Raw genomic sequence first — 19,349 nt, 5'->3', positions numbered from 1 at the left:
ATAGTTAAAATAACCCAGTAGGGGTTGCGCATAACAGGCGTGTGATACACCCGCATGCCAGACATTCAGTTTTTTTTCTGCAGCATCAGCCGGAACGACTCGGCGTCAAGGCTGAAGTGGATCCCGAGCTGCGGGGCCACGTCCAGAGCAAACACTTTCAGATACTGCTCGGTGCTCTCATAGCGCTCGTGGCCCATGTAGGTCTGTACCACCTTGGGCGGCACGTGGTTCAGGAACAGGTGCATTGCAAAGCTGTGCCTGAGCGTGCGGGGAGAAACGGGCTCAACCGCAAACCCGATACCGGCCGCGTCAGCCCGGTCAAGCGCCTGCTGCAGCCAGGTCCAGGCCGTTTTGCGCGTCACCGCAAACAGCGGCGTGCGCCGGCCTGTCCGGAACGTGGCGAGGTAGCGGCGCAGCTCCCGGACGAATGCGCCATCGAGCAGCGGCACCACGCGTGCGACCTTCTCGTCCCTTGCCGGGCGCCCCCTGCCCCGGCTGCGCTGCTTGAGCGTCCGCAGGCGGACGAACGGGCGCGGACCGTCCAGCTCCAGATCTTCCGGCGTGACCATCAGCGCCTCGGTAATGCGCGCGCCTGTGTTCCACAGAAACGCAAACAGCATGCGCTGGCGTTCATCGTCAAAGCAGCTGAGCAGCACGGCCACCTCAGGCGCCAGCAGGTACTTCGGCAGGTCGGGCTGCAGCAGCGCCATGCCGCGCAGGGCCAGCGCCGTTTCCCAGCTCTGCGCAGCCACGCCGGTGGAACCTGACGCGGACATCAGCATGAACTACTCCTGACAGTCATTTGTATTACTCCTGTATTACCTGTGACATACATATGAAACTCAAAGGTAGTGTTATCGTAATCTATTCATTAAAGCGGCGCCCCGAATATGAATGACAAATGTAATACAGTTGTCATTCACAACAGCCACGAAAGCCTCGTTGTTCAGGGCTTGAATCCGTCGTCTCGCTCCGGTTTGTCACCTGCCTGAAAGCGGCTGACGTCCTCAGGATACTCATCGCGCCACCGGTCAAGTGCCGCCGCTGCCGCGGCAGGGTAATACTGTTCGTACAGCCTGCCGCCGCCGTCCAGCCAGATCACCAGCGTGCTCCCGTCCCGCTGCGCGACTGTCAGCACGCCGTTCTGCCCGAGCGTCAGTCTCTCTGCCGGCGTGAGCGTGAGCCCGCCCGGCGTTAAGGCCGGTATGTCATTCACCGCAATCGTCATGGTTACCTTCCTCATCAGAGACGGTCGGTGCCGCTCTTAAATGTATTACATGAGTAATACAGCGGCGCGCTGGGCGAATTCTTTTCATCTGGCAGGGGAAAACCCCGTCAGATTTCAAAATCCGTCGATCTGCCTTCTGACGCCTATTCTGCCCCCTGGCCTGCGGGTGCGCCACCGGAATAAATCGCGGATGTGAAAAGGGCAGGGTAACAAAACCCTGAATATTCCGGTATCTGTTACGCAGGAAAAACGCGGACCCGGCACCGATCGGACGGGATAAATTCGCAGAAGAGCCTCGCAGGCCTTGCTGGGTAAGGGCTGGAGCCGGAAAGGCGGGGCAGGGAAGGGAGGGTAACCGTATGCCTGTTTTGTTACACGCTACAAAAAGTAATGACTTTTTGCGTGACCCTGTCACATATTCAGCTAATGTTGAAAGATGATGACCTAAGACTGAGCTGGTACAGTAAAACGCAACCGCGTTGTTCCGCCAAAAGGATGGTTATTTACATGCTGCAAAAACTGCTCAGAAAGGAAGGGCTGGCCGTAGCGGCCGGCACCATGCTGCTTTATACCTCGGTCTATTTCTTTGAGCGTGGTTACTGCACACGACTCAATATTCCGCTGGATTATATCGAAATATCAATACCGACTATTGCTAACGACGTGATGTATTGTCTGATTTTTATCTTTCCTGTGGCCGCCATTACTCTGACAATCATGATCACCGGAGAAAGAAAGCAATTTAAAGGGTTTCATGCTTTGTCTCCCTTTTACTGCTGGCTGGCATACGCTGCCGTGCTGTTTTATTTTATGGAGCATACATGGGGGAATGCCGGGCTGAGTCTTTTTCTTGGCGGACTCTATTTCTATCAAATTACCCCGCCTGAAAAATCTGACGAGCCTGAATCGAAAATGAGCAGGCATTATGCCACCTTGATCCGCTATTCAATCGCGGTTGTTCTGGTTAGCACTACGTTCGTTATTTACGGGAACTCATTTGCAGCGGATGCATCGTTTGATACGTACACCCTGAATGGGAAGCAATATGCCCTGCTGAAGGTGTACGGCGAAAATGTGTTTATGCAGGAAATAAAAGACGGAAAGAGGGCACGTGAAATCACCTATTTCAACGCACAAAACATGACAGGAATGACACTGTCAGGTAAGTAAATGTACAGGTTTTAACAGGCCCTAAATTCACGATGTCGTTAACCTTTCCGGTAATTAGTCATTCAGCTTGTACCTGGCCGGAGCCTTTTCATATGCGCTTCCGGCCAGAAGCCCTCACAGATACTCTTTTACCATCTTGACCAGCTTCTCAGGCCCCATCTGATTAGCAAGGTGTAACGCGGCGCGGAGGATGGTTGAATCCGTGATGGTTTTGCTGGGTGCCAGATCCTGTACCGCTTCAGTCAGTTTTGAACACAGCATTTTTTCTTCCGCCGTCAGGCGCACTGTCTTTGGCGCTTCGCTGGTTGTTCTGTTGCGTTTGACCCGCACGTTGCTGAGACGCGTGTCCTGATCTGCTTTCACAACCGCCGGTTTCTCAACCTGCGGGCGCTGTAGAATTTTTCCGGCCATTACTGTGTTCCTTCTTTCAGAGACATCATCTCTTTAGCCATTGATTTGTAATCATTGATAACGAGCGCGTTACGGTCATAGAAATACACCGGTTTGAATATGACCTGAGCCTGCGCGACCTTTTCATCGGTACGGATGCGTGTTTTCAGCACGTGGTTCCGGAAGCGATCAATTCTTTCGAGCTCGCTTTGCAGGAAGTTATTCATGACCTTTTTGGTGCTGTTGTACTCGTTTCTGAACAGGCTGTAATGAGTGAACTCTTCTTCCTTAATCTCATCCAGATAATTCAGCACCGTCTGCGCGCCCGTGACGGAGAATGAGCCACCGTCAATCGGTATGAGCACGTGATCCGCCATGAACGCGGCATTTGAGGCGGACAGGTTGAGCGCCGGAGAGCAGTCGACAAAAATGAAGTCGAACTCGGCCATCACGGGTTTGAGGTGGCGCATCAGGATTTTTTCACGATGCGGCCGCGCCATGCAGTTTTCCATGACGCGTTCGAACGACGGGTCTGACGGGATCAGGAAGAGGTTAGGAATGTCCTGGTCGCCGTTTTTTGCCGGTATGATAGCCTCACGCACGTCAAACTTCTGGTTATTGTACAGGTCACAGACCGTATTCCCGTACAGTGCATACTCTTTCTTCCCGTTCGCCAGCACCTCAGTCGCATTCGCCTGCTGGTCTCCGTCCACAACCAGCACGCGCTTCCCCATCAGAGCAAGCGCCACCGCCGTGTTAGTAGTGGAAGATGTCTTACCGGGACCGCCTTTGTTGCTCATTGCGGCGATAACAAACGCGCCCTGCTTATCCTGATTTTCAGCCATATCTAGCTCCGTGTGTGTAAGTCAAAAGTATTACATTTGTAGTTAAGTTACACTCTTTATCACGGGAGCGTCAAGCCATAAATGAATACAAATGTATTACACGTGGAATACACAGCCCTACCTATCTTTTATCGCCTCTTATCAACCAGTACCGGTTACCCATACGGTCATTAGTCCAGTTCAATAATTCCTCCGATACCATAAAGATACTCCTCCCCAACGATTTGCGGGTGATGAATAAGGTGCTGATTAAAGAGGGAGTAATGCTGCATCATAACTGAACCGATACATTCTGGATCATTATTGACGACGCCGTATGTCGTCCAGAAAGTCGGATCGATGATTTCATAAGAAGGAGTGGTTAACCAGGCATGGAGATTGACGGCCCCCTGCGTCAGGGTATTGGACAACATAGCCTTGAGTTCAGCCTCGGGGGTGTAAAAAACATTGCGCTTGTTAAATTCAACGTACCCCAGCGTATACATCAGTGAGGTATTCAGAAGAGATTCGAGTTCTTCCTTCATAAAAAAGGCCACAGCAATGCACTGACGTGAGATCTGTTCTGCAGAGAATCTTCCGAGAGCGGACTGAATATACTGGCTTATTTCGTTACCATTCTCTTCAGTGACTCTGCGAGGATGCGTTCGGAAATAAGGCGCACACATTCCCCACGAATCCGTTCTCTCAATTGCATTATTAAACTCGCGCTCGTAATCGTTCGTATTCAAATTCACCGTAATTCCTTTATCGCAGATTTAAAAAAAAACTATTAAATGCAACCTAATATACCAACACTCTCCGGAATATTGATAAGTTTAGGGACCAGGCTGGCTTATGTGTCAGAGATTGCCAGAAGCAAAGGCGCTGTTATCACCGGCATGAAGTGGTAGGGGCTTTTCTGCGCACTTAAGGCGCTAACTTAGGTTCTGGTCGGAATAAAAAAAACCTGACCTTATCATTTTATGGATAACAGTGAGCGGGCATATAACCACAAAGTTAAACTACCTGAACGTCGTGTCGCAGTGATCCGCTTTCTTCCGCATACCGTACTTTCCCGGAAGCGTGGCGCGCCCGCTGCGGCGGGTCAGCCGCAGGTTTCCTGCCGGTACGTCCCTGATGCCTCCCGCATGTTGTGCCCCGGGCAGCTGATTAAGCCACTATATGTAGTATTTCGGGCGAAAAATAGCCGCCTGCCGGTAAAGATCCGGTTCCACCCTTTTCCGGAAGTGGGACTTTCCGGATCCCAGGAAAAGTACATAAGTTATGTAAGCCGGTTGCAGTGAATAATGCAGGAAAACTGCAAAAATCAAAAAAACACGCATTGAGCTGTTTCTTTGGTATTGATGCAGAAATCCCGCACCCTGACTTATTTGGAACTAACCGAATAAACAATGTCTTTAATTATTATTACAGCTGGAAAGGTAACCAAATCCCACTTTGTAAAAAATCGCTGTAGATTTTACTCGTCTTCCTCAAAAGACCGCCTGCAGGTGACGAAATACTTGCCTTCACTCCTGACTGACCATCCGGTGATAAAGCCATAGTTATGCAGAGCTCCGAGTAAAGCTTCGGCCTCGGTACTGTTGTTCAGAGTGAGAGTCGCCGTTTTCTGGGAAAATACTTTTCTGTATTCGGTTTCACTGAGTTCGTTCACAAGGGAAGACATGTCTTTCATAGTGAGGTTACCCGTTTTTAACAGCCTCAGTATCAGGCTTATTTTCAGGTCGTCATTGCCTGCCTTTCGAATCATATTTTTAATGATCTCATCGGATAACCCCAAAATATCCAAGCCTTCCTCGCCGAAGTTCTCGTAGCCATGTAATACAAGGCCGGCTTTCTCAGCTACACTAAAGTCAGCAGAACGACATACTAAGACCAGCATATATTCATGGTAAGTAGGATCATTATCAGTATTCAGATAGTGTTCTGAATTAGTCAGAAATTCCTCCCTGAACTGCGTAAACCAGAACAATAAAGTTTCGCACACGTAGTCGTTGGTTAGTGTGCCTAACCGCTCTGTGACTTTTGAAAACGACTCAGTCCCCAGACTGATTTTGTTATTAAATATCATACGGCTGACATTCTTGGAACTCAGATTCTGATCCCATAAATCCATACTTACCGGCAGGGCAGGCAGTACTGCTTTATACGCTTCGTCGCTCAGATCGTCATCGCAGATAACTCGTTCATATAACTGTTTTTCATCCCCGTCGCCGGTAAATGCGACCTGCTGGATGCCGAGAACTTCAGCGTGCCTGTTAATGTAGCCGGTCAGAACAACCTGGTCACACTCCTGATGAATATACTCTAGCAGTGGCATCCAGCGAGGCTCCACGTGGTCGTGCAGGAAAAACAGGTCCCGCCAGGACCGCACCTCATCTGTCTGGATAAAGTCTTCGCCGAACGAATGCAGGTCAGGCACGGAAAACTGCATTTGTTCCAAAATATCCGTTTTTGCCTCATCAGACAGTGTGTCATGAAGGAGCATGCTGACAATCACTGAGCTGTTCTCATCTGAACCAATAAACATTTCACTGACGAAAACATCAATGTTCGAATCAATGAGGGATTTCACCTGCGATAAGTCATTGTCCATTACGAGAGAAAGCGGGAGGGCATCGGCATCCTCACAGGATACGTTATCCTTTGCGAGCAGACCCGCGACCACAGTCCTGAAGTTGGCTTTATCAAAGCGGTACATACAGTGTTCCGCGATATAACTCAAAGCACGTGCCTCAGTATCGGTATCCGGCAGTTTAACGTCACTGTAAATTACACCGAGTTCCCTGATGTTATCCATAAAGGGCTGAAACGTATTTTCATCAAGGCGGGATAGCAGACTGTATCCTTGCTCTCTAACAAATTTTCTGTAACTTACCTTGTTATTGGAAATAACCGGATTAACAAATGCAATCATATTTATGATGATTTTGGTCTGTATTGGTGTAGGCTCCGTTGACTGAAGAAAAGACAGCATTTTGTCCAGATATCCGTTTTTATCCAGAGAATAAACAATGAAATCCTTAAAGGAATCACCGTGAATAAATTTGGACGCCAGAACGTCGAACACTGACATAATTTCGCTCGGCTTCTTTTCAAATAATTTAGAAATCATAGCTGAGAGAAAACCTGCATTTATCTCAGTGGGTATCTTCATCAGGTAGGTGACGATCTGATGATGCAGGGCGCCTTCACGATATATATAGTACTGGTCTGCCAGTTCGGAAATCACATCTTTTTCACTGTCCAGAGAAAAGCTGTCATTTACTTCTTTGCACCCGGTAAAGCGTCCCACTGCTTTGATGTAGTCGTTATCGTTTACTGAAATTGTTCCTTCCTGAAAGATTGATCTGAACATCATGTAATCCTGCATGATGTAGCCGTTGGTCAACAGGTAGTACAGAACTTCAAAGCCTCCACGGAGGAAGCCCGTTCGCAGGGTATCGAGCTGTTTCCCGTCAAGGATATCCTGGCTGCTGAACTTTTCTATGTAGCCTTCGGCTATTTGGGTAAATCTTTTTTCACCGATCAACGTAGTTAATTCTGCGAGCGTGATGGAATTGCGTATACGTATTTTTTCATTCACATCATCTAGATCCGATACGGCGTTCTGGTATTGCTGCCTTCGGTCTGAAAAAACCAGCTCTGCTCTTTTTTTGTATTCATTTTCTACATCACTGATATCAACTTCAAAACATTTGTATGTAGGGTTATATGCATTAGGGCGATGGGCATCATAGCCTATATAACAGTTACTGCTGCCATTAAAAAAATTCAAGAAAGTAATTTCATCGCTCCATAACTGTTCTGGAGTGAAAGCAGCACTATGAGAGCGACCATGCTGTGACTTACAAAAATAAAGAACGGGCCATAATGCTTCAGAAATGTATCTGCAGATAATTTCCTTTCTGACGTCGGCAGCTGACGAAGCGCTTTCTTTTTCAAGTCTTTGGGCTTTCTCCTCCAGTTCTGCTTTTTTTTCATCCAGCGAGTTGAAATAGTGAACATGGAGATTTCTTAACCTGTAATCCTTTATATATGAAAACAGCACCCCTGACTTCTTGTCGGTCAGGTTATAATCTTGGGCGTAGACGTTCTTGTAGAAAATGACAGAAAAAATCTTCGCTTCATTTTTATTTTCTTCAACCACCCGCCTGAAGACATTGTACTCGTTGGCTATGTTTTTAAGAGAGCGCATGTCAGAAATATACAGAGAAGTCTGCTTGAGAAGAACATTGTCTCTGACAGGAAAGCCATTCAGTTTGTTTCTAAGGTGGGTGTAAGCATTCCGGCTGTCGAGAACAGGAACGACGGGCAAAATGAAGTCAAAAAACTTGGTTCGTACATCAGAGCCAAGAAAAATATCATCACGGCAAGCATAGATAAATCTAATCGGCTCATTTTTGTTATTATTGTTTATTATCTGATTTATCTCCCTTAACTTCACAAAAATCTCCGAATTCCCCAGCCTGTCAAGGTCCTCAAACACGACTACTTTGCTTCTGGAACGGGAAAAGAAGTAGACGATTTCGTCGAGGCAGTTGTTTAGCAGTGAGGAGGATTCCTGCGCGGAAACGTCAGCGCTTGCCTGTAGAAAGGCTATTTTGTTCAGCTTCAGTTTTTTGTCGAAAAAGCCCGCTTTAGAGGCCACCCTGACAGTAAAAAAAAGGGAAGCTAAAGCCAGTATCATACTGATCACTAACCGGCCCGGAAACGCATTCTCTACATAAGCAAGCGTCTTCTCATCCGTGCCGAAATAAGACAATATTTTTTGTGGCATGACTGACAGGCTGAATAAAAAAAGCGGCAATACTATGCTGAGAGAGGAAAAAAAGATGCCAAAGATATGTTTTTTGTCTCTTTTCTGTATCCTGTCGATACGTGAGTCGGGAAGGGACGACTTGTCTTCCTTATAAAGGATTTGCTGAAGGATACTCAGCTCAATTTCTGAATTCTTTGGCGGTACCAGGTCCTTTCCTGAAAGGGAAAAATCGGCAAGAGACACGCTGATAAAATTTTTTTCTTTCCGTTCATCAAGATAAGAAAGTATCACCGTACTTTTCCCCGCCCCGTAGGGGCCGGTGACGGCAATGTTTCTTACCTGATTTTCTGAAAAGGCATAATCTAGGGCGGTAAAGTACTCTTCGGTACGGTCATCTTTTATTATCACCGGGGTCAGTGCATCGTAGACCTGTTCAGTACTGTTCTCAGGTACAGCTGTATCTTTTCTGCCAGAGATTATTTCGCTGCATTTCATTTTCAAATCCGTAAAGAGTCTCATTTTTATCCTTCAGCTGGATGGTAACTGCTGATGTGTAATATAATTACAGCCCTCCTGAATACAACCGGAGATGTTCACAACATAGCAAGTAAATGGACCAGTCAGACGGGAAACTGGATGAATATTCAGAATTATAAGCTGCTTAGAATATCTGTCACAAAGCTTAATTTCCTGCAGGTAACACTGTTACTCTCAGAGACAGTATTGATGACATCTATAACCCAAGAGGCTTAGCAACCTATGAGGTACATATCAGTGTAGGATTCTTCCTAGTCATGAATGCCGTGAATGCCACATTCCTTGTACCAGCGGATAGTTTCATCTGGCGAAGCTTTCCTTCTGCCTTTATAGACCAGCCCCCTTCCTATCCTGATATATTCAGGCAGGTAAAGATGATGCCAGTCCCTGCCCGATCCCAGCAGTGTAATCGACAGACGGGTGGCAAAATCTGCTTGGCTTGACACCATGATCAGCCATAATTGCATGGCTGGTGAGTTCACACCTGTAAACGAAGGGCACACCGGGATTTCTGTTGTATCCGACAGCATGGTTAAGCGCCCCCCTCAAAATCATCGGTGAACCAGCAGGCAGGAATGCCCCCTGAATCTCCGGTTCCCATAAATGCAACATCAAACCGGTCAAACCGCTGACGGGTACCGTGAAACAGTTCCATTACATTACTCCCTGCATCTGTTTATAAGGATGTGACAGGCAGTGGCGCTACTGATTTTTCAGGCGGGTGAACGACACATAATCTCCGAAACAGGCGCGACATATTTTGAACGCACCGTACCAGCCGCCCGCCGCTATTATTCCCCAGACAATCAGGCCAGCATTTTCACCGAAGCCCAGCGATGTCACCAGGTATTTTGCAATGAAATACCCGACTCCGGCAGGCATCAGAAAGCCCAGCAGCATGAAGAACCCAGGCGTACCATATTTGATCTCTGCCCGGCAACCTTTGCACACGTTAGCGCCGTAGGGAATGTCGCTGCGGCAATGAGAACAGGTAATAATTCTTTCATCAGACATGTATTTATCCTTAACACAAACTGGCGGAATAATTGAAAAAAGCGACCATTCTGTGATGGACTGCTTCAGATTATGAGGAATATATTATATATCTCCTGCAAAGGCCAAAAACAAACCCGCAGCACGTTAGGATTTCATTTGCCGACTATGTCATAGAGCAGTGCATAAAGCGGTCGCAAAGAAAATAATTAAGCTCACGCCCTGTCTTCACGCCTACAGAATAAATTATAAAAAAGTGTCCTTTTTTTTGCACATACCAGACCGAAGCCGCATTCACAACTGGTTTATCACCGCGATTAACAATGAGGTCAGCTTTATGACGGAAGATAATTTTAACACCTTACTGGCTGAAACAGAGGCTGCAGAGCGCCTGTCTGCGGAAAAGCAGGGAAACCGGTACTCTGATATGCACATGCTTTTTGCACATAAAGAGCATGCGTTTTCTGAAGAGAACAATGCAGAACTTGCAGGTGCCTTCAGAGTGCTTGCCTTTATCTGCCACATGGCAATGGCACCAGAGAGTTACAATGTGCCTATCATCCCTTCTGTAAGGCTGCAGGACGAGAGGTCAGTTTCACCCGAGGATCTTTCCGGAGATGATCGCCAGTTATTAGACAGGATTTTTTACGCTATCGGTACGGGCCTGTTAAAGAGCAGAATTGCAGAAATATCGCTTTATCTGGATACGCCGAGGCGCTGGCAGCTCGTTGACGGGATAATTGATGGATACCTTCTGACGCCGCTATCTGAGGAGAAATGGCATTTTGACCAGCGAAATCACTGGGTCCGCGCCCTTACACTCTGCAGAACGTTTCATAAAGATGAAAAGTTAGCAAGAATTGAGGAGTCAATGCAGAGCTATATTGACAGCCATACGATTTCATCCCCGGGAATTAGTTTTAACCTCATTTATTTTATGTATGAGTATGCGGTAGGTCGAAGTTATACAGAAAGAAATGTAGAGTTAATCCTGACAGCTGCAAAAGAACGAAGAAGTAATAATGATTTTTACCCTGCTGAGCGGTTTTATTATATGGCCCATGAGATCTACAACTCTCTGAAGAATGGAGCTGAAAGCCTGCAGGCTCTGTTTGAAAGTGCAGAGTGTCTCTTTGAGGAAGCAGAAATGCGTGGTGAGTCGGAAAGCCAGGGAAACATGATTGCCAGTGGACTGTATGAGCGTGCATTGCAGAGATACCGGCTTATACCGGGCAAGTCGCGGGCAGTATTTTTCGCTGATCAAAAAATTGAGGAGTGCCAGAAGCGCCTGAGAAGGCACGGGGAACTTTCACTGGATGACATGCAGACCTTTTCGCTACCTTCAGTAGACATTTCCGACATTGTCGAACATTCGGTCAGGCATGTAAGAGACAAGAAAGATATATTTACGAGCTGCCTGTTTTTTACCGGTTTTAGTATCATCAGCGTAAAGAGCCTGGACGAAAATAATTCAGAACGTGAAATCAGCATTGCCGACCTCTTTGGCGCGGTGCATCTATCATCTGACGGCCGCGTGGTCGGGCGCTCAGGCAGAAACGGGGAGGGCCCGGGTAAACAAGATTATGAGAGGCTGCGTTCGTATGACTTTTCTCTGCAGGTAGCGGTTGCAGGTCACATCCTTCCGTCCCTTAACCGGCTTCTGCAGGAATACAATTTTACCCTGCCTCTTTTCAAAGAGCTGTGCCAGCATTCGCCTCTGATTGACCGCGACCGGGTAGAACTGACCGCCAGAGCTTTATTTCTGGGCTTCGAATACCGCTTTGCCGAGTGCATTCACATTCTGGCACCGCAGGTTGAATACCTGGTCAGGACTCTTCTTAAGAAATCAGGGGTGAGGACCAGTAAAGTGGAACCTGATGGTACTGAGGAAGAAATCGGGCTGGGCTCACTGATGCAGAAGCCAGAGACGTATGAAATTTTCGACGAAGATATGCATTTTAATATCCGCGCGCTTTTCACTGAATCCCTTGGGGCAAACCTCAGAAACTGCGTGGCTCACGGACTTCTCAGTGACGGAGCTGCAAACAGTACAGCTGTGGTTTATGCGTGGTGGCTCTTCCTGAAGATAATAATCCTTTCACTGACAACAGCGCCAATGATAAAAATCCCATTAGAGCATTGAATAGATGAAATCTATCTAGGTACTTAATTGAAGCCAGTGGTTTGTATTACCGAGTAATTTTCCTCAAGGAGTTTAATTCCCCGCTGCCAGCAGCGGGGAAGCATATCATGACTAGCCACGGACCACTGGAATGTCCCGTAGCCTCGTTGTGTAGCGAGGTGACAACATCTCACGCTTCATCTGCCAGCTGCTGTCCTGAGCCCCCTGGCCCGCAAACCATACCTTTCCCCGGCCCGAACGGTTGATGCCGTCCAGCGCCGCCATCAGTGCGTCAGCGTTGGCGCGCGGCAGCTGCTCGCTGAACATGTCGAACTGCGCCACGCCAGAGTGATAAAAATCACCCAGCATGACGCCGGCCTTCGCGTACCTGTATCCGTCACGCCAGATGGTGCTCAGTCCCCGCAGGGCTGAGTCAATGATGTCCCGCGTATCGTTCGTCGGGTAGTCGCAGATGCACGATGCGGTGTTCGAGTACTGCGGTTCATCCCCGTGTCGGCCGGTGGCTATCGATACGCTGATGTGGCGGCAGCGCGAGTACTGCTCCCTGAGCTTCTCCGCCGCACTCGTGGCGTAAAGCACCACCGCCTGCTGCATGTCCTCCAGATGCGTGACGCGCTGCCCGAAGGAGCGCGAGTTCACTATCTGCTGCTTCGGCGGCGGCGCGTCCTCAAGCGCCAGGCAGGACTCTCCGTTCAGTTCCCGCACGGTGCGCTCGATTATGACGTCAAAGTTCTTCCGTATCATGCTGACGTTGCTGTCGGCCAGCTGCAGGGCCGTGCTGATGCCCAGCTGGTTCATGCGCACGCTGATGCGTCGCCCGATGCCCCAGACGTCGCTGACGTCAGTCAGCTGCAGCAGCTTCCGCTGCCGGTTCCGGTCGGACAGGTCCACCACACCGTGCGTCTTCGTCCACTTCTTGGCTGCATGGTTGGCGAGCTTGGCCAGTGTCTTGGTCGGCCCGAAGCCCACGCCGATAATCAGCCCCGTTTCCTGCTGGATGCGCGCACGCATCTGTTGCCCGAACATATCCAGCGGGATCAGCCTGCCAATTCCGGTCACGTCCAGAAAGCTCTCATCGATAGAATAGACTTCCTGCCCCGCCGCCATTTCTCCCAGTATGGCCATCATGCGCGCCGACATGTCACCGTACAGCTCGTAGTTGGAGCTGAACACGTGCACGCCGTTCTCGCGGAAGAAACGCTCGTTCTGAAACAGCGGGGCGGCCATTTTAATGCCCATCCGCTTCGCCTCTGCCGAGCGGGCAATCACACACCCGTCGTTGTTAGAGACGACGACGATGGGCCTGCCGCGCAGGTCGGGACGGAACACGGTTTCGCAGGAGGCATAAAAGTTGTTGGCATCCGCAAGGGCAAACATGGTCACTCTCCGGCGGGTCCGCTGAATCCCAGCCCGGCCACGTCGGTGAGGGCATAGGCCACCACGCCCCAGACCGGCAGCGGCTGGCTCACGTCGATCAGCGTGACGGTTTCATCCGCATCCGGCGCCTGCAGGGCGGGAACGGGGTTGAGCAGCAGGCGCCGCAGTGTGAGCTCGCCTTCCACCTCGGCAACAATGAGCTGGCCATGCGTCGCGGCCAGCGCCCGGTCGATGGCCAGCACTGAACCTTTCACGATGCCGGCGTCAGGAAAATCGCTGTCGCTGCGCATCAGATAGGTGGAATAAGGGGAGAGGCTGACGAGGTCACCCAGGTTGAGGCGCGTCTCTCGGTAATTCTGGGCCGGGCTCTGAAAGGCCATAGACAGTCTCCGTTCTGACAGCAGGTAACCGCGGTAAAATGAGCATGCATTGTTTAACCGGCTTCAGTGTCGCGGGGGCATATCACATGCGCGCGCCCTGCAGTATTTTACGCGCCCGATTATCCACTGTCGCCAGGGGTGGGCTGCCGGCCGTCTGAGCAGCGTCTGCCACTGCGAGGCGGCAGGCGGCCAGTCATGCGCCATCTCCGCTCTGACGGCGGGCTGACTCAGCTTCTGATAGTAATTCATCTGCAACTCCTGTCTGCACCTGCGCACCAAATTAAAGCGTCTGATATCAGTATATGTCGCTATCCTTACAGCAACAGCGGGAGGTCTCTATGTGTGGAAGATTTGCGCAGTACAGCAGCCGTGATGAGTATTTTGACGCCCTCGGTTTGAAACCTGACGAAATCACGTTCGACCCTGAGCCCATCGGCCGGTTTAACGTTGCGCCGGGCACGCGCGTGCTGCTCCTCAACGAGCAGGACGACGTCCTGCGCCTCGACCCTGTTTTCTGGGGCTATGGCCCGGAGTGGTGGGATAAACAGCCGCTGATTAACGCACGCGGGGAAACTGCGGCCACCGGGCGGATGTTTAAGTCGCTGTGGAACCACGGGCGCGCCATCGTGCCCGCTGACGCCTGGTTCGAATGGAAGAAAGAAGGCGATAAGAAGCAGCCGTTCTGCATTTATCATAAAGATAATCAGCCCCTGTTTTTTGCGGCCATCGGCAGGCAGCCGTACGGGCAGGACCACGGAAAAGAAGGGTTTGTGATTGTGACGTCGGCCAGTAACAGGGGCATGGTTGATATTCACGACAGGCGCCCGCTGGTGCTTTCCTCTGACGCCGTCCGTGAGTGGCTTAGCCCGGAGACGACGCCCTCGCGGGCAGAAGAAATTGCCCATGACGCCGCCCTGTCGGAAAAGGCGTTTACCTGGCATCCGGTAAGCAGAAAGGTGGGTAACATTCACCATCAGGGCCGGGAGCTGATTGAGGCCGTTATGGAGAATAATGGCTGACCGGCCGGCGCCACAGGAGGCATACGCTGTACCAGTCGTTTCAGTCTGACTCCCGACCCATTTCTTCGTCCGGTTCGCCGCGCAGCTGCTCAATGGCAAAGAGCAGAGAAGGGGGACACTCTTCTCTTTTCTCAATTAAAGTGCCCAGCAGCCGCATCAGCTCGATGGCCAGCCGCTCACGATTTATTTCTCCGCCCTCGCTGGCAAGCTTCATGCAGCACATGCCGGCCGCGAAGCAGGCATCGTGGTAAATTTCCTGGTCAGTTTCATCTTCACTAATTCTCATCAGAACTCCTGCAGAAGTCGTATCCGATAACGAATGCATGCTTACAGTGAAACAGGTTTATCAGGACGGGCAGCCCGCTGCCTGAGAAGACTAAAACTCAGGTTACCATTGACAGGAGTCGGATGAGTACAAATTTCGTACAGATTGCGATTGCCGCAGTTCCGGGATGAAGTTCGGGCCATGCCCCGTTATCCGGTGCTGCAACATATGGCGCCGGATTTAATTAATTTATTCAGTCGCATAAAACCCGGGCTCTCTGAGCACTTCACTGACCTCGTCCAGCAGCTGCCTAAGAGCAATTTTTCCGGGAAGTTTACCGATGGTTTTCCTGTTACATGACGTCCGGGCAGCCCTGTCGGCAAATGCCGTGAAGCGTTCATCCTGCCATACCTGACCAATCATCATCATATTAATGCCAATCTGGGCGCTGGCACTGGGGTCATACCCGTATCCCGGCCTGAATATACTTTCCAGTGCTGGCCGCACGTCATCGTTCATGTGGCTGAAGTCCTGCTCACGATACCAGGCTACGGAGCGCTTAATCATAATGAGCAAAACATCCTTAAACTCTGCTTCTTCGTTGTCGGTCATATACCCTCAGAGGTATTTATTCAAAATCCTCAGACAGCATTGCATGCTGACCACGATCTCAAAAAAGCACAGTAGTGCAGTCTGTCCTGGCTGAATATCGAATCTGATATCGGGGCTGTCTAGCAGTGCGCAGCCTGCACCTGAATGCCTCATAGGGGTACGATACTCAGAGAAAGCAGCTCCTCCTTAAAACCTTAGTAACAGAACATATTGAGAATTCAGGGGTATCTGTTATGCGCGTAGTCAATGATAATGTATGCATCACGGTATCATTGCAGGACCCTCAGTCAAGGTTAGCAGAGTGATACCGCTTGCCAGCTTAATTATGATATTGGACAGGTATGGAGCAACTTAACCTTCAGGCTATACGAAGCAGAGTAATCACGGACTCGGTTAGCAACAGACATATATTTTTCGGTGTAGACAGCAAGTTCATTTCTCATGCGTTAATCACGGTGATGTCGGTCATAGAGCAGGCTGGCCACTCCGTTTACCATTTTCATATCATTTCTTCAGAATTTGGTGAAAGTGATGCAGCCCGGTTTTCTGAAGTTCTGGCAGGTAAAAAGCATGGGTTAACAGTTCACCATGCGGGCGAGGGTCTGTTCAGTTCACTTCCGACAACCGCGTTGTTTACACGCGCTACCTATTATCGCCTGCTTGCGCCTCGACTGGTTCCGGAAGCCGATCATGTGCTTTATCTCGACGCTGATATGGTCTGTATCAAATCACTCGATCCTTTATGGCTATTAGCCAAAAGGGATCCGGATGCTGTGGCGTTCGTTGTCGGAGAAATTGACAATCTTCAGAGAGCCCTAGCAGAGAATGCTGGGCTGAAAAACACGGTCTATTTCAACGCGGGTATGATGCTAATCAACATCCAGAAATGGAATGAGATCGGCATCAGCGAAAAGGCACTCCAGGTACTGACTAACGCAGAAAAGCCTTTGCAATATCTTGACCAGGATGCACTTAACATCGTTCTTGAGGGAAAAGTTTGTTACGTCGACAGACGATTTAATCACATTGAAATGCTGACTCACAATGTGCTCGGCTATAAAAAAGATGTGCCAGCCGATACCTGCATTATTCATTATGCAGGCGCTGATAAACCATGGCAGCAATGGAATCAGCAGAAAGTCTGCCAGTACTATCAAATAATATATCGCCACTCCCCTGTGGCCTCCCGTTCATTCGATCTGCCTCTGAATCATCATCAGGCAAAAAAAATGTACAAGACCATGTTCCGGACGCACCAGTTACTCAGAGGTGTGTACTGGCGGTTACGGTATTTCCAGATGAGGTATTTCTAAGATGTTGCACCTTAAAAAGAGGCCCGTTATTACGGCCCGATTAGCTTATCAGGCTATTTTTATTGTTATCTGCACGGCCCTTTCAACATCCCTTTTTGTCGATGCCTATCCGCGAAAGCTGTTATACCTCGCCGGCTATGCATCGTTGCTGTTTATGGCCATAAATATTAAGCAGAGAAATTTTGTTTTCGACAGAGTAGCTCTGGCTGTAGCTGCTGCACTGATGTTGATCGGCACGATCAGGTTTACGTGGGGAGAGATGTATTCACATGCTCAGTTCAGCGATATCACTTCAAATTATCGTACAGGCGGGAAACTCTTCATAATTTCTGGCTTGATGGCATATTTTTTTATCGCATGGCGGCACTACATTACGCGAAGGGCTGTACTCATTGGGTTTGCTATCCTGCTTGCGGGGCTCATTGCCACAACGGGATTTGCAGTACATGAGCATCTGCTGACGGGGCTGCGGATACAATTGCTGACTGATTCAGCCGGCACCGTGTCGTATCTGATTACGGCTTTGGCTTTATGTACGCTTTTCACAGGCTATAGAGCCGTGGAGCACGTAGGAGGCAGGATCTGTATATTCAGCATTACTTTCCTGCTCAACACGTTGCTGCTTATCCTGACTGAATCCCGGGCGGGAGTGCTGACCTTACCCATACTGTATCTGGGATTCTTCTGCCTGACGCATGCACGGCTCATCAGATTCGCATTAATTCCTCTGGTCGTATTGATGGCCGCCGGCTTTACCATGTTGCCACAGTCTGTATGGCAGAGACTGGACAGCATCCGCACGGAGATTGGGTCTTACAATACAAATAATGATACGTCGATTGGCGCACGCTTTTCTATCTGGAAGGGAGGGGATGCCAGTATCAGCTGGACTCTGATGGGACAAAGCCCAGACGAGAGAACGTCAAAAGCCCGCCAGTTTATTGTCGATCACGAGCGAAAAAATCCTGAAGCTTACAAGAATGTTCAGTATCACCTTCATGATGACATTCTGGAAACGCTGTCACTGCAGGGGATTGCCGGCGGAGTATCAATTCTGGTCTTTTATCTTGTGCTGCTGATTGTTCCTCTGACGAGGCGCCCTTCAGCCATAACCATTTTGCCGGTTTCGTTTGTTATTTTCGGACTGACGGATACCGTATTGATACAGTCACTTTCGGTCACGACAATATGTCTCTCTGTTTTTATCAGCTATGCCCTGCTGCAGACTGCTGAAGGCAGCAATTCCAGCCAGAGATAATGACAGCTTGCCAGTGACCGTCAATTAATTCAGCGGCCGCTGGCAGGCTGATGCTCTTTCAAAGGGCACGCGTTAAACAGAATTTAAGGTACTTTTTCTTAAAACTCAGCCTCACGCGGGCATCACATAAAAACGACACGAAGGGTATATGGTTTAAAATACCCCGTACATGTGCCCTGTCTCGTTCATCTGAAATGTCTGCATTATGTCTGTGCTGAATATTGATCCAGTGGCATGCAATCAGGTTTTCATAGCCCACACCAAAAGCGACCGCCATCTGATCTGTGGCCTGGATGAGCATGCTTACCTTTTCTGCATCAATGTCTACGGATAAGCTGTTCTTACGCTTAAAGTACAGGTAAGGACCACTGCGGGCGAAAAGTATTGTGTTAGATCTCGCCAGCACATACGGAAAAAGATAGGCATCTTCATAGCAGCGGAACTCAGGAAATCTCAGTCCGGAGAGGATATCCCGTAGGATAAACTGCCCGATAAAATGAGCCTGAACCTCACGATGAACAAGAAACTTCGTGATGGCTTCATCCCGTGAAACTGCAGTAGCGTTCAGACCTGTCCAATGACATTTTATCTGTGAAGCGTCATAAACTTCATTGAGGCGGGTGAGGAGCATGTCCGGCTTATGCTCACTGAGCTGAAGCAAAATGTCAGACAAGGCTCCCTGAATAACCTGATCATCACCATCAATCATCGTGACGTACTGACCACTGCAATGGTCGAGTGCAAAATTGCGCACCATTCCGATATTCCTGAATTTTACCGGAAAAAATGTCACGTTTTTATGCTTCTGAGAGAATATTCGGCATATTTCAGGCGATCGGTCTTCAGAGTCATCGTCTATGAGTATTATCTCAGAGCAATCGGGTATCTCACCGGCAGGAGTCTCAAGGCTTTTCAGACACTGTTCAAGGTAATTCTCACAGTTATGCGCCGTTACTATGATGCTGAGTACGGGACCATTATTAGTTGTTATCATTGAACTCCCAACACACGTGCATACACCAACCCTTTGGCGTGCTGAAAACTACCAGAAAGATTA

General features: G+C 49.3%; 19 protein-coding genes. 5 read left to right on the top strand and 14 right to left on the bottom strand.

The features are described from left to right. Positions 1-65: 65 nt before the first annotated feature. A complete protein-coding gene (locus tag JK231_RS21760; protein ID WP_211729483.1) occupies positions 66-782 on the bottom strand; it encodes a tyrosine-type recombinase/integrase in 717 nt (238 codons plus the stop codon). A 164-nt stretch (positions 783-946) separates the two neighbouring features. Continuing rightward, the gene (locus JK231_RS21755; RefSeq protein WP_211729482.1) at positions 947-1,228 is read right to left on the bottom strand and encodes a hypothetical protein; all 282 of its coding nucleotides are present in this window, start codon (positions 1,226-1,228) and stop codon (positions 947-949) included. Between the two features lie 507 nt (positions 1,229-1,735). On the opposite strand from JK231_RS21755, the gene JK231_RS21750 reads away from it, so the two are divergent. Then, positions 1,736-2,398, top strand: coding sequence for a hypothetical protein (locus JK231_RS21750; protein WP_211729481.1), 663 nt, complete (start codon positions 1,736-1,738; stop codon positions 2,396-2,398). A gap of 114 nt (positions 2,399-2,512) precedes the next feature. On the opposite strand, the gene JK231_RS21745 is transcribed toward JK231_RS21750, so the two are convergent. From JK231_RS21745 to JK231_RS21720, 7 genes are all read right to left on the bottom strand, one after another. Further along, complete coding sequence (locus JK231_RS21745) at positions 2,513-2,809, bottom strand: hypothetical protein (RefSeq protein WP_211729480.1); 297 nt, start codon at positions 2,807-2,809, stop codon at positions 2,513-2,515. Then, on the bottom strand, positions 2,809-3,633 hold the full coding sequence (locus JK231_RS21740; RefSeq protein ID WP_249221782.1) for a ParA family protein: 825 nt from the start codon (positions 3,631-3,633) through the stop codon (positions 2,809-2,811). Before JK231_RS21740 ends, JK231_RS21745 begins: the two co-directional genes overlap by 1 nt. Before the next feature lie 170 nt (positions 3,634-3,803). After that, positions 3,804-4,367, bottom strand: a complete 564-nt coding sequence (locus JK231_RS25560; RefSeq protein WP_349291528.1) for a hypothetical protein — start codon at positions 4,365-4,367, stop codon at positions 3,804-3,806. A 725-nt stretch (positions 4,368-5,092) separates the two neighbouring features. Further along, positions 5,093-8,914, bottom strand: a complete 3,822-nt coding sequence (locus JK231_RS21730; RefSeq protein WP_249221781.1) for a DNA-binding protein — start codon at positions 8,912-8,914, stop codon at positions 5,093-5,095. Positions 8,915-9,183: 269 nt separating this feature from the next. After that, a complete protein-coding gene (locus JK231_RS21725) occupies positions 9,184-9,462 on the bottom strand; it encodes a hypothetical protein (RefSeq protein WP_211729479.1) in 279 nt (92 codons plus the stop codon). A gap of 2 nt (positions 9,463-9,464) precedes the next feature. Continuing rightward, positions 9,465-9,587: a hypothetical protein gene (locus tag JK231_RS25685; protein WP_283094327.1), complete on the bottom strand. Its 123-nt coding sequence runs from the start codon at positions 9,585-9,587 to the stop codon at positions 9,465-9,467. 47 nt (positions 9,588-9,634) lie between these two features. Then, positions 9,635-9,946, bottom strand: coding sequence for a hypothetical protein (locus JK231_RS21720; protein ID WP_211729478.1), 312 nt, complete (start codon positions 9,944-9,946; stop codon positions 9,635-9,637). Positions 9,947-10,262: 316 nt separating this feature from the next. Between JK231_RS21720 and JK231_RS21715 the strand changes: the two genes are divergently transcribed. After that, positions 10,263-12,068 (top strand): DUF4209 domain-containing protein, encoded by a 1,806-nt coding sequence (locus JK231_RS21715; RefSeq protein WP_211729477.1) that lies wholly within the window; start codon positions 10,263-10,265, stop codon positions 12,066-12,068. Positions 12,069-12,179: 111 nt separating this feature from the next. Here JK231_RS21715 and umuC read toward each other — a convergent pair whose 3' ends face one another. Then, positions 12,180-13,445, bottom strand: a complete 1,266-nt coding sequence (gene umuC, locus JK231_RS21710) for a translesion error-prone DNA polymerase V subunit UmuC (protein ID WP_211729476.1) — start codon at positions 13,443-13,445, stop codon at positions 12,180-12,182. Positions 13,446-13,447: 2 nt separating this feature from the next. Then, positions 13,448-13,825: a S24 family peptidase gene (locus JK231_RS21705; RefSeq protein WP_211729475.1), complete on the bottom strand. Its 378-nt coding sequence runs from the start codon at positions 13,823-13,825 to the stop codon at positions 13,448-13,450. A gap of 338 nt (positions 13,826-14,163) precedes the next feature. Here JK231_RS21705 and JK231_RS21700 point away from each other — a divergent pair, with 338 nt between their 5' ends. Further along, the gene (locus JK231_RS21700; protein ID WP_211729474.1) at positions 14,164-14,844 is read left to right on the top strand and encodes an SOS response-associated peptidase family protein; all 681 of its coding nucleotides are present in this window, start codon (positions 14,164-14,166) and stop codon (positions 14,842-14,844) included. Positions 14,845-14,884: 40 nt separating this feature from the next. Here JK231_RS21700 and JK231_RS21695 read toward each other — a convergent pair whose 3' ends face one another. Both JK231_RS21695 and JK231_RS21690 read right to left on the bottom strand, forming a co-directional pair. Then, positions 14,885-15,130, bottom strand: coding sequence for a hypothetical protein (locus JK231_RS21695; protein WP_211729473.1), 246 nt, complete (start codon positions 15,128-15,130; stop codon positions 14,885-14,887). A 228-nt stretch (positions 15,131-15,358) separates the two neighbouring features. After that, positions 15,359-15,721 carry a hypothetical protein gene (locus JK231_RS21690; protein WP_211729472.1) on the bottom strand — a complete coding sequence of 121 codons (363 nt, stop codon included), beginning with the start codon at positions 15,719-15,721 and terminating at the stop codon, positions 15,359-15,361. A gap of 341 nt (positions 15,722-16,062) precedes the next feature. Between JK231_RS21690 and JK231_RS21685 the strand changes: the two genes are divergently transcribed. Further along, entirely contained in the window at positions 16,063-17,034 is a 972-nt protein-coding gene (locus JK231_RS21685) for a glycosyltransferase (RefSeq protein WP_211729471.1), read from the top strand. A gap of 1 nt (position 17,035) precedes the next feature. Next, on the top strand, positions 17,036-18,292 hold the full coding sequence (locus JK231_RS21680; protein WP_211729470.1) for an O-antigen ligase family protein: 1,257 nt from the start codon (positions 17,036-17,038) through the stop codon (positions 18,290-18,292). A gap of 58 nt (positions 18,293-18,350) precedes the next feature. On the opposite strand, the gene JK231_RS21675 is transcribed toward JK231_RS21680, so the two are convergent. Beyond that, entirely contained in the window at positions 18,351-19,286 is a 936-nt protein-coding gene (locus JK231_RS21675) for a glycosyltransferase family 2 protein (protein ID WP_211729469.1), read from the bottom strand. Between the last annotated feature and the right edge of the window lie 63 nt (positions 19,287-19,349).

The organism is Pantoea sp. JGM49 (assembly GCF_018257655.1).
Lineage (GTDB): Bacteria > Pseudomonadota > Gammaproteobacteria > Enterobacterales > Enterobacteriaceae > Pantoea > Pantoea communis.
The sequence above is the reverse complement of the archived record's forward strand: the minus strand, read 5'-3'. Positions and strand labels throughout refer to the sequence as shown.

Coding starts and splice junctions, on each gene's coding strand:
- JK231_RS21760 (WP_211729483.1), bottom strand. CDS start 782: ATGCTGATGTCCGCGTCAGGTTCCACCGGCGTGGCTGCGCAGAGCTGG.
- JK231_RS21755 (WP_211729482.1), bottom strand. CDS start 1,228: ATGACGATTGCGGTGAATGACATACCGGCCTTAACGCCGGGCGGGCTC.
- JK231_RS21750 (WP_211729481.1), top strand. CDS start 1,736: ATGCTGCAAAAACTGCTCAGAAAGGAAGGGCTGGCCGTAGCGGCCGGC.
- JK231_RS21745 (WP_211729480.1), bottom strand. CDS start 2,809: ATGGCCGGAAAAATTCTACAGCGCCCGCAGGTTGAGAAACCGGCGGTT.
- JK231_RS21740 (WP_249221782.1), bottom strand. CDS start 3,633: ATGGCTGAAAATCAGGATAAGCAGGGCGCGTTTGTTATCGCCGCAATG.
- JK231_RS21730 (WP_249221781.1), bottom strand. CDS start 8,914: ATGAGACTCTTTACGGATTTGAAAATGAAATGCAGCGAAATAATCTCT.
- JK231_RS21725 (WP_211729479.1), bottom strand. CDS start 9,462: ATGCTGTCGGATACAACAGAAATCCCGGTGTGCCCTTCGTTTACAGGT.
- JK231_RS25685 (WP_283094327.1), bottom strand. CDS start 9,587: ATGGAACTGTTTCACGGTACCCGTCAGCGGTTTGACCGGTTTGATGTT.
- JK231_RS21720 (WP_211729478.1), bottom strand. CDS start 9,946: ATGTCTGATGAAAGAATTATTACCTGTTCTCATTGCCGCAGCGACATT.
- JK231_RS21715 (WP_211729477.1), top strand. CDS start 10,263: ATGACGGAAGATAATTTTAACACCTTACTGGCTGAAACAGAGGCTGCA.
- umuC (WP_211729476.1), bottom strand. CDS start 13,445: ATGTTTGCCCTTGCGGATGCCAACAACTTTTATGCCTCCTGCGAAACC.
- JK231_RS21705 (WP_211729475.1), bottom strand. CDS start 13,825: ATGGCCTTTCAGAGCCCGGCCCAGAATTACCGAGAGACGCGCCTCAAC.
- JK231_RS21700 (WP_211729474.1), top strand. CDS start 14,164: ATGTGTGGAAGATTTGCGCAGTACAGCAGCCGTGATGAGTATTTTGAC.
- JK231_RS21695 (WP_211729473.1), bottom strand. CDS start 15,130: ATGAGAATTAGTGAAGATGAAACTGACCAGGAAATTTACCACGATGCC.
- JK231_RS21690 (WP_211729472.1), bottom strand. CDS start 15,721: ATGACCGACAACGAAGAAGCAGAGTTTAAGGATGTTTTGCTCATTATG.
- JK231_RS21685 (WP_211729471.1), top strand. CDS start 16,063: ATGGAGCAACTTAACCTTCAGGCTATACGAAGCAGAGTAATCACGGAC.
- JK231_RS21680 (WP_211729470.1), top strand. CDS start 17,036: ATGTTGCACCTTAAAAAGAGGCCCGTTATTACGGCCCGATTAGCTTAT.
- JK231_RS21675 (WP_211729469.1), bottom strand. CDS start 19,286: ATGATAACAACTAATAATGGTCCCGTACTCAGCATCATAGTAACGGCG.